At 55.3% G+C, this 11,463-nt stretch carries 10 protein-coding genes; 9 read left to right on the plus strand and 1 reads right to left on the minus strand.

Going from position 1 to position 11,463, the window contains the following annotated elements:
• Positions 1-98 precede the first annotated feature (98 nt).
• Entirely contained in the window at positions 99-992 is an 894-nt protein-coding gene (gene serB, locus QSV34_RS08245; protein ID WP_502929000.1) for a phosphoserine phosphatase SerB, read from the minus strand.
• A gap of 167 nt (positions 993-1,159) precedes the next feature.
• Between serB and QSV34_RS08250 the strand changes: the two genes are divergently transcribed.
• The 9 genes from QSV34_RS08250 (at position 1,160) to QSV34_RS08290 (ending at position 11,296) form a co-directional block, all read left to right on the plus strand.
• The gene (locus QSV34_RS08250; protein WP_289153631.1) at positions 1,160-2,389 is read left to right on the plus strand and encodes a hypothetical protein; all 1,230 of its coding nucleotides are present in this window, start codon (positions 1,160-1,162) and stop codon (positions 2,387-2,389) included.
• A 141-nt stretch (positions 2,390-2,530) separates the two neighbouring features.
• The gene (locus QSV34_RS08255; RefSeq protein ID WP_289153633.1) at positions 2,531-2,917 is read left to right on the plus strand and encodes a MerR family transcriptional regulator; all 387 of its coding nucleotides are present in this window, start codon (positions 2,531-2,533) and stop codon (positions 2,915-2,917) included.
• Positions 2,914-4,083: an isovaleryl-CoA dehydrogenase gene (locus QSV34_RS08260; RefSeq protein ID WP_289153635.1), complete on the plus strand. Its 1,170-nt coding sequence runs from the start codon at positions 2,914-2,916 to the stop codon at positions 4,081-4,083. The genes QSV34_RS08255 and QSV34_RS08260 overlap by 4 nt, the downstream gene beginning before the upstream one ends.
• 212 nt (positions 4,084-4,295) lie before the next feature.
• A complete protein-coding gene (locus QSV34_RS08265) occupies positions 4,296-5,903 on the plus strand; it encodes a carboxyl transferase domain-containing protein (RefSeq protein WP_289153657.1) in 1,608 nt (535 codons plus the stop codon).
• 14 nt (positions 5,904-5,917) lie between these two features.
• On the plus strand, positions 5,918-6,709 hold the full coding sequence (locus tag QSV34_RS08270) for an enoyl-CoA hydratase/isomerase family protein (protein WP_289153638.1): 792 nt from the start codon (positions 5,918-5,920) through the stop codon (positions 6,707-6,709).
• Between the two features lie 2 nt (positions 6,710-6,711).
• A complete protein-coding gene (locus QSV34_RS08275) occupies positions 6,712-8,712 on the plus strand; it encodes an acetyl/propionyl/methylcrotonyl-CoA carboxylase subunit alpha (protein WP_289153640.1) in 2,001 nt (666 codons plus the stop codon).
• A gap of 179 nt (positions 8,713-8,891) precedes the next feature.
• Complete coding sequence (locus QSV34_RS08280) at positions 8,892-9,824, plus strand: hydroxymethylglutaryl-CoA lyase (RefSeq protein WP_289153642.1); 933 nt, start codon at positions 8,892-8,894, stop codon at positions 9,822-9,824.
• A gap of 102 nt (positions 9,825-9,926) precedes the next feature.
• Positions 9,927-10,628, plus strand: coding sequence for a CoA transferase subunit A (locus tag QSV34_RS08285; RefSeq protein WP_289153644.1), 702 nt, complete (start codon positions 9,927-9,929; stop codon positions 10,626-10,628).
• 11 nt (positions 10,629-10,639) lie between these two features.
• Positions 10,640-11,296 carry a CoA transferase subunit B gene (locus QSV34_RS08290; RefSeq protein WP_289153647.1) on the plus strand — a complete coding sequence of 219 codons (657 nt, stop codon included), beginning with the start codon at positions 10,640-10,642 and terminating at the stop codon, positions 11,294-11,296.
• The last annotated feature ends 167 nt before the right edge of the window (positions 11,297-11,463 follow it).

Consider the following 11,463-nt stretch of genomic DNA (forward strand, 5'->3'; position numbering starts at 1 on the left):
TACACGCGAAAAAACTTACCCCTATAAAGAGAATATTTCAACCCCTTTACCACAAAAATATTTAGATGGATACTGCATCTCTCTACCTCTCAATGTCCTTATTCTCCCAACCCCAACATATACAAAACTCCATCCAGCCCCATATGCGAAATAGTGTGCTTGGCGGTAGCCCGCACCAACGGCTTGGCATGAAACGCCACCCCCAGCCCGGCGATGCCCAGCATAGGCAGGTCGTTGGCACCGTCACCTACAGCGATTACCTGATCCAATTCCAAGCCTTCTTTGGCAGCCAGCTCACGCAACAACTCTGCTTTGCGGTTGCCGTCCACTACGTCGCCTTTGACTTCACCAGTGACTTTGCCATCCACCACGTCCAACTGGTTGGCGAATACATAATTAAAGCCCAGCTTGCGCTGCAGATAGCGACCAAAGTAGTTAAAGCCACCGGAAACAATGGCGGTTTTGATGCCCTGCTTGTGCAGGGTTGAGATCAGACGTTCGCAGCCGGGGGACAGGCGCAGGGAGTCGGCTATGCTGTCCAGCACCGACACATCCAGGCCATTCAGCAAGCCCAGGCGCTTGGCAAAGCTCTGCTTAAAATCCAGCTCGCCACGCATGGCAGCTTCGGTAATCTCGGATACCTGATCACCCACACCAGCCCGTTTGGCTAACTCGTCAATTACTTCTGCCTGAATCAGGGTGGAGTCCATATCGAACACCGCCAGGCCGTAGTGGCTGCTGTCCGGCGCGTTCATTTGCAAGGCCACATCAGCGCCCCGCTGTTCCGCTTCACTGCGCAAGGACACCAATAATTCCGGCTGCATGTTTTCCGGGCCATCCACCTGCCATTGCAGGCAGCTATGGTCGTCACGCTGAGCCAACCACTGGCGTTCCACCACGGTAAAGTCGTGGGCTACAAACAAGGTTTCGATTTGCTGGGTCAAGGCCTGATCAATCTCAGCAGCCTGCAGAGTTACCCTGGCATTTAACATGGTGCACATCCATCAATGGCAAACAAAGCCGCGTATTTTATGGCCCTTGGTACCAGCCATTCAATGTTGCACGGCGCAAAAACGTAAAATTTGACCGAATCAATTTTCGTCGACCGACGCAGCGGTTATTATTGCGCCTTTGCCCGACCTGTCATATACGGACATCCATGGCCACCACACACTCTTTCGCCGTTCGTCTGCCGCTGTTTACGCTGGTGCTGTGCCTGCTTGCCGGGTTGTTGATCCTGCTACTGGGCCAATGGCAAACACGCTTGCTTGCAGAAGCGGAGAGTGACCGCTTGGGCAAAGCATTGGCAGCACAGTCCGCAGAGATCATTCGCCCTTACATCCTCCATAACGATCTGGTCAGTTTGCAGGTACACGTGGATCACCTAGTGCGGCAAACAGAAGCCTCGACTGCCACCATTTTCAATGGCCAACAACGCCAGCTGGCCCATAGCGGTGATACAACAACCTTGAAAACCTATCGCCAGGCGGTGGTGATTGAAGGGCGTACCGCCGCCACCGCCAGCGTTGGCCTGAGCATTGATACGCTGTTAGAACGCTATCGCAAGCCACTGGATTGGGTGTTGGCTGTATGGGCTGGATTCTCTCTGTTACTGGTAGCCGGAGCCTTGTTAACAGGCCGCCGTTTGTCGAAGCAACTGGCAGCCGTCACAGAGCGCTTGCCCGGCGACCCTGGCGCGGAACAGAAAGGCAATGAGCTGGAGCTGCTTGAGCAACGCCTGGAGCCGCTGTTAACCGCCAGCAACGAGCAACAGGAGCCCGAGGAAGAAAGCGCCCTGCAAATGGCTACTATGGCTCTGCACTGCAAGAACCTGAAGAAGCTTGAAGTGCAGCTGAGCAAAGAGAAGTTCCAAAACCTGTTGAACAAGCTGGACGACGATCTTGATCACCTGGCAACGCTGTACGAAGGCCAACGCCGGGCCGGTCGCGATCAGACTTTGTTTATCGAATTTGGCGGCGATACCGAAACTGGCGACCACCCGGCGCGGGCTCTGTTCTGTGCGCAAATTTTGCTGCAACTGGCCGAACACTACGCCCGCGCTCAGGGAGTGGCCATGGAATTGTCAGCGGCAGTAAAACTCAGCCCCGCCACCGCCGGCGCTGCACTGCTCAATGATTTTGAGCGAGAAAAGCGGGAACTGGAAGTCGCCCGCCTGGCCCAACAAAGCCACGCCAAACAAATACTGGTGGACAGCGCCACCAGCCTGCACCACTCACTCAGCGACGCTATCAACAGCGACGAGCTATCAGAAAGCGCCGACTTGCATCAAATCACCGGGTTTACCAAAGAGTATCAAGGGCTGCTGGATAAGCAGCTGCGGTATTTAATCAGCAACGAGCCGCGGGCTACGGGCCACGAGCAGTCCTGAGCCAACCCGCCCATCAGCGCACTGCCCCCCATAACAACAAACTGCTTTAACACTCACAACTAACAGCACCCACCCAAACTGCTCGCCGCCCGCAGCTTGTAACCCGTTGCAGATTAGTTTACGTTAACGTAAACTTCCCCCATGCCCGACCAACACACTTACAACATCTCCCAACTGGCTCAGGAGTTCGATATCACCACTCGAACCATCCGCCACTACGAGGACATCGGCCTGTTGGCTCCAGATCGCAAGGGGCAGACGCGGATTTACAGCAGCGGTGACCGCACCAAGCTAAAGTTAATCTTGCGGGGTAAGCGCTTGGGGTTCAGCCTGGAGCAAAGCCGCAACATTATCGAAATGTACGACCCGGCCAGCGGTAACAAAGAACAGTTACAAAGCCTGTTGCAGGGTATTGAGCAACAACGCCAACACTTAAAGCACCAACTGGAAGAAATCAATCTGCTGATGACCGACCTCGACGAAGCCGAGCGCATCTGCAGGGAGCAACTGAACGGAAACCAACCATGAGCATTTATTACCCCACCCTGAACTTCGACCTGGGCGAAGACATCGACATGCTGCGCGATGCAGTAACCCAGTTTGCCCAGGCGGAAATTGCACCCATCGCCGAAGAAACCGACCTTAAGAATGAGTTTCCCAACCATTTATGGCAAAAGCTGGGAGAAATGGGCTTACTGGGCATGACTGTGGCCGAAGAGTACGGCGGCACCAATATGGGCTACCTGGCCCACGTGGTGGCGATGGAGGAAATCTCCCGCGCATCCGCGTCTATCGGCCTGTCATACGGCGCACATTCAAATCTGTGTGTTAACCAGATTCACAAAAACGGCACTCACGAACAAAAGCTGAAATACCTGCCCAAGCTGTGTTCCGGTGAGCATATCGGCGCTTTGGCCATGTCCGAACCCAACGCCGGCTCCGACGTGGTGAGCCTGAAGCTGCGCGCCGTCAAAGACGGCGACCACTACGTGCTCAATGGCAACAAAATGTGGATCACCAATGGCCCCGACGCCCACACCTATGTGATCTACGCTAAAACTGCCCCCGGCGAAGGCTCCCGCGGTATCACCGCCTTTATCGTGGAGCGCGACACACCGGGGTTCACCCAGGCGCAAAAACTGGACAAGTTGGGCATGCGCGGATCCAACACCTGTGAGTTGGTGTTTGAAGACGCTCGCGTACCTGCGGAGAATATTCTTGGCAAAGAAGGCGAAGGCGTTAAGGTACTTATGAGTGGCCTGGATTATGAGCGCACGGTACTGTCCGGAGGCCCCACCGGCATTATGCAGGCCTGCATGGATATCGTGGTGCCCTATATTCACGACCGCAAACAGTTCGGCCGCGCCATCGGTGAGTTCCAGCTGATGCAGGGCAAAATTGCCGATATGTACACCACACTCAATGCCTGCCGTGCCTATTTGTACGCGGTGGCCAAAGCCTGCGACCGCGGCGAAGAATCCCGCAAAGACGCCGCCGGGGTGATTTTGTACTGCGCCGAAAAAGCCACCCAGGTAGCACTGGAAGCGATCCAAACTCTGGGCGGCAATGGCTATATCAACGAATTCCCCACCGGTCGTTTGCTGCGCGATGCCAAGTTGTACGAAATCGGCGCTGGCACCAGCGAGATTCGGCGGATGTTGATTGGCCGGGAATTGTTTAAAGAGACAGAGTAAGATCTGGGTCGCACGTCGCACGTCGCACGTCGCACGCTAAAACCAAGCACCTTGTCAGAAAGAATGCGTCATCCCCGCGAAAGCGGGGATCCATGGATCTGACGAAGTAGCCAAATAGATTCACGCCTAAGCGAGAATGGCAGGGCTCGTTGGGTTTAGCGTGCGACGTGAGACGTCAGACGTGCGACCGTTACACTAACGGAGTGCGCACCTTGGCCACCATCAAATCCAAAATAAACACCCGCTCATCCGACTTCACCGCCAACGCTGAAGCCATGCAACAGCAGGTGAACGACCTGCGCGTTAAGCTGGCGCAAATTAAACTGGGCGGTGGTGAAAAATACCGTGACAAACACGTCGCTCGCGGCAAGCTGCTGCCTCGCGATCGCATCAATGCCCTGCTGGATCCCGGTTCGCCGTTTCTGGAACTGTCACAACTGGCCGCCTGGGAGGTGTACGACGATTACGTACCGGCGGCGGGTATTATTACCGGTATTGGCCGAGTGGAAGGCCAAGAGTGCATTATCGTGGCCAACGACGCCACGGTAAAAGGCGGCTCCTATTACCCGCTCACTGTAAAGAAACACCTGCGCGCACAAACTATCGCCGACCAGAACAATCTGCCCTGTATTTACCTGGTGGACTCTGGCGGTGCTAACCTGCCCCGCCAGGACGAGGTATTTCCAGATCGCGAGCATTTTGGCCGTATCTTTTTTAATCAGGCCAACCTGTCCGCCAAAAACATTCCTCAGATTGCTTCGGTCATGGGCTCTTGCACCGCAGGCGGCGCTTACGTCCCCGCCATGGCGGATGAATCCATTATTGTGAAGGAACAGGGCACCATCTTTTTGGGTGGCCCGCCGCTGGTAAAAGCCGCTACCGGCGAAGTGGTTTCCGCCGAAGACTTGGGTGGCGCCGATGTGCACTGCCGCACCTCTGGAGTAGCAGATCACTACGCCCAGAACGATCACCACGCCTTGCAGCTGGCACGTCAGGCGGTATCGCGGTTAAATCGCAATAAACCAGAACAGCTGGATATCGCCGAACCTGTAGCCCCGCTATACGATCCAGAGGAAATCTACGGGGTGATACCCAACGATTCCCGCAAACCCTACGACGTGCGCGAAGTCATTGCCCGTGTGGTGGACGGCTCCGAATTCGATCAATTCAAGGCTCTGTACGGCGCCACTCTGGTGTGCGGTTTTGCCCGCATCCATGGCTACCCGGTGGGCATCGTTGCCAATAACGGTATTTTGTTTGGCGAGTCTGCCGAAAAAGGCGCCCACTTTGTGGAGCTGTGTGCCCAACGCAAAATCCCATTGGTATTTTTGCAGAACATCACCGGCTTTATGGTGGGTCAGCAGTACGAAGCCGGCGGCATCGCCAAGCACGGCGCCAAAATGGTAACCGCAGTCGCCTGCGCCCAAGTGCCCAAATTCACCGTATTAATCGGTGGCTCCTTTGGCGCGGGTAACTACGGTATGTGCGGCCGTGCTTACGACCCGCGTTTCCTGTTTATGTGGCCCAACGCCCGCATCTCGGTCATGGGCGGCCCTCAAGCCGCCGGTGTACTGGCACAGGTAAAACGGGATCAGAAAGAAGGCCGTGGTGAGCAGTGGAGCGAGGAAGCCGAAGCAGAGTTCAAACAACCCATCATCGACGACTACGAACATCAGGGGCACCCCTACTACGCCTCCGCCCGCCTGTGGGACGACGGCGTGATCGACCCGGCAGAGACACGCAACGTACTTGGTTTGGCAATATCCGCGTCGTTAAATCAGCCCATAGCCGACACCAAGTTCGGTGTCTTTAGAATGTAAATGGAAGCACAAACATGACCGCTGTATTGCTAAACATTGACGATCGTGGTGTAGCCACCGTCACGCTAAATAACCCGGAAAAGCACAACGCTTTCGATGACGCCATTATCGCCGAGCTGGACAGCCTGTTCGCACAACTAGCAGAGCGGGACGATGTGCGCATTGTGGTACTGGCCGCCGAGGGCCGCAGTTTTTCCGCTGGTGCTGACCTAAACTGGATGCAGCGTATGGCCAGCTACAGCTACGAAGAGAACCTGCGCGACGCTCACGCCTTGGCGGAAATGTTGCGCAAGCTCAACACCCTGCCCCAACCCACCATTGCCCGGGTACAGGGAGCTGCGTTTGGTGGCGCAGTGGGTCTGATCAGTTGTTGCGATATGGCCGTCGCCGCCAGCCGCGCCAGCTTTAGTTTGAGTGAAGTCAAGATTGGCCTACTCCCCGCAACCATCTCCCCCTACGTGATCGACGCCATCGGTGCCCGCGCCGCGCGCCGCCTGTTTACCACCGCAGAACGCTTTAGCGCCAAAGCCGCTCGGCGCTTGGGCCTGGTAAGCAAGGTGGTGGACGAAGAAGATCTGAAAAAAGAACTCGACCAATTGATCGACAACCTGCTGACCAACAGCCCGCAAGCAGTGCGCGCCGCCAAGCAATTGGTGTTTGATGTAGCGGGCAAACCGTTGACTGCGGAATTGATCGAACACACCTGCGAACAAATTGCAGCGATTCGGGTGTCAGAAGAAGGCCAGGAAGGGTTGCAGGCGTTTTTGCAAAAACGAAAGCCGAACTGGATTAACGACGAGCAATAATTATGTTCACCAAAATACTGATCGCCAACCGCGGCGAAATCGCTTGCCGGGTTATCAAAACCGCTCGTTTACTGGGCGTTAAAACCGTCGCCGTTTATTCCGATGCCGATCGAGATGCTCTGCACGTGGCCATGGCAGACGAAGCGGTACATATCGGCGCACCGGCACCGCGGGATTCTTACCTGCGCGGCAACAAGGTCATTGAAGCCGCCGTGAAAACCGGCGCTCAGGCCATTCACCCCGGTTACGGTTTTTTGTCGGAGAACGCCGAATTCTGTAAGCTCTGCGCCGACAACAATATTGTGTTTATCGGCCCGCCTATTGAAGCCATTGAGGCCATGGGCTCCAAATCCGCCGCAAAAACCATTATGGAGAATGCCCAGGTACCACTGGTACCGGGCTACCACGGTGACGACCAGAACCCGGAGATTCTCCGTAAAACTTCCGACGATATGGGCTACCCGGTGCTGCTGAAAGCCGCCGCTGGCGGTGGTGGCAAAGGCATGCGCCAGGTGTGGAGCGCCGATGAATTTGACGAGGCACTGGCCGCCGCCAAGCGGGAATCCATGAACGCCTTTGGCGACGACAAAATGTTGGTGGAAAAATACCTCACCCAACCTCGCCATGTGGAGTTGCAAGTGTTCTGCGACAGTCACGGCAACGCGGTTTATCTGTTTGAACGCGACTGCTCCGTACAGCGCCGCCATCAGAAAGTCATTGAAGAGGCACCCGCCCCAGGTATGACCGACGAGCTGCGCGCCAACATGGGCGAAGCGGCCGTGCGCGCCGCCCAGGCCATTAATTATCAGGGGGCAGGCACCGTGGAATTCCTGCTGGATGTGGACGGCTCGTTCTACTTTATGGAGATGAACACCCGCTTGCAGGTAGAGCACCCGGTTACTGAAAAAATTACTGGTCAGGATTTGGTGGAATGGCAACTGCGAGTAGCAGCAGGGGAAAAGCTGCCATTGCAACAAAACGAATTGCGCATTAACGGCCACTCCTTTGAAGCCCGTATCTACGCGGAAGACCCGGCCAACGACTTTCTGCCAGTCACCGGCACCCTCAATTACCTGCAGCCACCGATGGAATCAGAGCATGTGCGTGTGGACACTGGCGTGCTGCAAGGGGACGAAGTCAGCGTGTTCTACGACCCGATGATCGCCAAACTGATTGTGTGGGATGAATACCGCGACCGTGCCCTCAACCGTCTGACCACCGCGCTAGCGGAATACCGCATCAGTGGCATGACCACCAACACCGAGTTTTTGTACAACCTGGCCAGCTGTAAACCGTTCCGCGATGCAGATCTGGATACCGGGTTTATCGAAAAACACCACGACGCGATCTTTCATACCAGCAACAGCGACTCAGACCAATACCTACCATTGGCGGCGCTCTATCTGGTATTGAAACAGGACCAGCAAGCGCAGTATCAAGCCCATGGCAGCAACGACCGGTACTCGCCATGGAGCCGCCCCAATGCCTGGCGCCTGAACGAGACACATAGTCACTCGTTGGAAATCGATCTCAATGGCCAGAGCCATTCAGTCACCGTGGAGGAGCACAAAGGCAGCCGCTATAAAATCCGATGTGGCGATCACTGTGTTCTAGCCAGCGGCGAACTGAATGGCGATGAGCTCTACGCGGATATCGACGGTTTCCGCCAGCGCATCACCGCCAGCGAACACGACGGTCAGTACACCCTGTTCAGCGCCGAGCAGGCATTGCACTTCTCGCTGGTACAGCCGGATCTCGGCGACGCCGATGGTAGTGACAATGCAGGTGGTATGACCGCCCCCATGAACGGCACCATTGTCACCCTGCTGACGGAAGTGGGCACCGAAGTGGAAGCGGATGCTCCCCTGCTGGTGATGGAGGCCATGAAAATGGAACACACCATTCGCGCGCCAGCAGCTGGGAAAGTGACTGAGTTTTACTATCAGCCGGGGGATCTTGTCGACGGTGGCAGTGAACTGGTGGCTTTTGAGGTACTTGGTTAGTGGCCGCACGTCTGACGTCGCACGCCGCACGCTAAAACCAAGTACCTTGTAGGTCGGCCTTCAGGCCGTCAAACAGCTCAACAACAACCGCGGTGTCGGGCTAAAGCCCGACCTACATAGAATGGTGCTTTTAGCGTGCGACGTCAGACGTGCGACCTTTCAAATCAGAGTAAAGAAACATGACAGACTCAAGAACCAACTTACGCAGCTCCTCACTCCCCACTAAGGTCAAAATCGTCGAAGTCGGCCCTCGCGATGGTCTGCAAAACGAAAAGCAACCCATTGATGCCGCCACCAAGATTGAGCTGATAGACCGCCTTACGGATGCTGGGCTCAGCTATATCGAAGCAGGCGCTTTCGTGAATCCTAAGTGGGTACCGCAAATGGCGGGCAGTGAGGAGGTGTTTCAGGGGGTTAAACGCAAACAAGGCGTTACCTACGCTGCTTTGGCACCCAACATGAAAGGCTTCGAGCGAGCCTTGGAGGTGAATGCCAGCGAAGTGGCTATTTTTGCTGCTGCCTCCGAGTCTTTTAGCCAGAAAAACATCAACTGTTCCATTGCCGAAAGCCTGGAACGCTTTGAGCCAATTATGGCAGCGGCCAAGGAAAAAGGCCTGCCGGTGCGCGGTTACGTATCCTGCGTGGTGGGCTGCCCTTACGAGGGAGAGGTAGCCCCGGAAAAAGTCCGCGAAGTGTCAACAGCCCTTTACAACATGGGATGCTACGAAGTCTCCCTCGGCGATACCATTGGCGTCGGCACCCCCGCTAAAATCCAGCAGGTTGTAGCTGCCTGCGCTCAGGATGTGCCTTTGGAAAAGCTTGCAGTGCACTTACACGACACCTATGGCCAGGCCATCGCCAATATCTACGCCGCCCTGCAAATGGGCGTGAGCGTGGTAGACAGTTCGGTGGCTGGCCTCGGCGGCTGCCCCTATGCCAAAGGCGCTTCCGGTAATGTCGCCACCGAAGATGTAGTTTACCTGTTGGACGGCTTAGGCATTGAGCACGGTACTGACCTGCAAAAATTAATCGATGCCGGCAACTTTATTGTTGGCAAACTGAATCGCACCAACGGTTCCAAAGTAGCGCAGGCAACAACAGCGGCCTGTTAATCGAAAAGAAATCGTCATTCCCGCGCACGCGCAGGCGGGAATCCACCGTCCGCAGGATGGATCCCCGCCTGCGCGGGGATGACAAAATGATAGGAGCACTCCATGTCCGGTTTTGACAAAGTCGTCACCAGCTACGAGGAAGCAATGGCTGGCCTTGAAGACGATATGACCATTATCGCAGGCGGTTTTGGCCTGTGCGGCATTCCCGAAGGCCTGATCGCCCAGATAAAAAAAATGGGCACTCGCGGATTAACCGTGGTTTCCAATAACGCCGGTGTGGACGGTTTTGGCCTGGGTATTTTGCTGGAAGATCGTCAAATCAAAAAAATGATTTCTTCCTACGTGGGCGAGAACGCTTTGTTCGAAACGCAATTGCTGTCCGGCGAACTGGAAGTAGAGCTGACACCGCAGGGCACATTGGCGGAAAAAATGCGCGCTGGCGGCGCTGGCATTCCCGCGTTTTTTACCCGCACCGGCTACGGCACTCCAATTGGTGAAGGCAAAGAAGTACGGGAGTACAACGGTCACCAACACATTCTGGAAGAGTCCATTACCGGCGAGTTCGCTATTGTCAGAGCCTGGAAGGCAGACCGTTACGGCAACCTGATCTATCGCCACACCGCACAAAACTTTAACCCTATGGCGGCTACTGCCGGGAAAATTACTGTGGCCGAGGTAGAAGAAATTGTTGAACCCGGTGAACTAGATCCTGCGCAGATCCACACACCGGGTATCTACGTGAACCGGGTGATTCAAGGTACGTTCGAGAAGCGTATCGAACAACGCACCGTACGCCAGGCATAAGGAGAAAAGACATGTCACTGACTCGTGAACAACTCGCTATGCGCGTGGCGCGCGAACTGCAAGACGGCTACTACGTAAACTTAGGGATAGGCATTCCCACCTTGGTGGCCAACTACGTGCCGGAAGGCATGGAAGTGATGCTGCAATCGGAAAATGGCCTGCTGGGTATGGGCCCCTTCCCCACCGAGGAGGAAGTAGACGCCGATATGATTAACGCCGGAAAACAGACCGTCACGGCGGCTACCGGTGCATCTATTTTTTCCTCCGCCGAATCCTTTGCCATGATCCGTGGCGGCCATGTGGATTTAACAGTGCTGGGTGCCTTTGAGGTGGACGTGGAAGGCAATATTGCCAGCTGGATGATCCCCGGCAAGTTAATTAAAGGCATGGGCGGTGCCATGGATTTGGTAGCCGGTGCCGACAATATTATCGTCACCATGACCCACGCGGACAAACACGGCAATTCCAAACTGCTGCCCAAGTGCACCCTGCCCCTGACAGGCGCTGGCTGCATTAAAAAAGTGGTTACCGATCTGGCTTATATCGAAATTGAAGACGGCAAATTCCACCTTAAAGAGCGTGCACCTGGCGTGCCGGTTGAAGAGATTGTTGCCAAGACCGGAGGAGAATTGGTGGTACCGGATGATGTGCCGGAAATGCAGTTTTAAAAAAATAAAAATTCAAAATATAAAAAAACGCCGCGGTAACGAGACTGTGTAAAAACCAGTTTTCGAACGGCCGACTTCAAAGCCTTCACTTTTTGAGTGGAGGCTTTGTCGTTTAAAGGCAGTTGTTTCTCACTTCAACTCCCGGAGTAGTGCATTAACCCCATACC

The sequence above is a fragment of the Porticoccus sp. W117 genome, from assembly GCF_030341905.1.
In the GTDB taxonomy this organism is placed as follows: domain Bacteria; phylum Pseudomonadota; class Gammaproteobacteria; order Pseudomonadales; family Porticoccaceae; genus SCSIO-12696.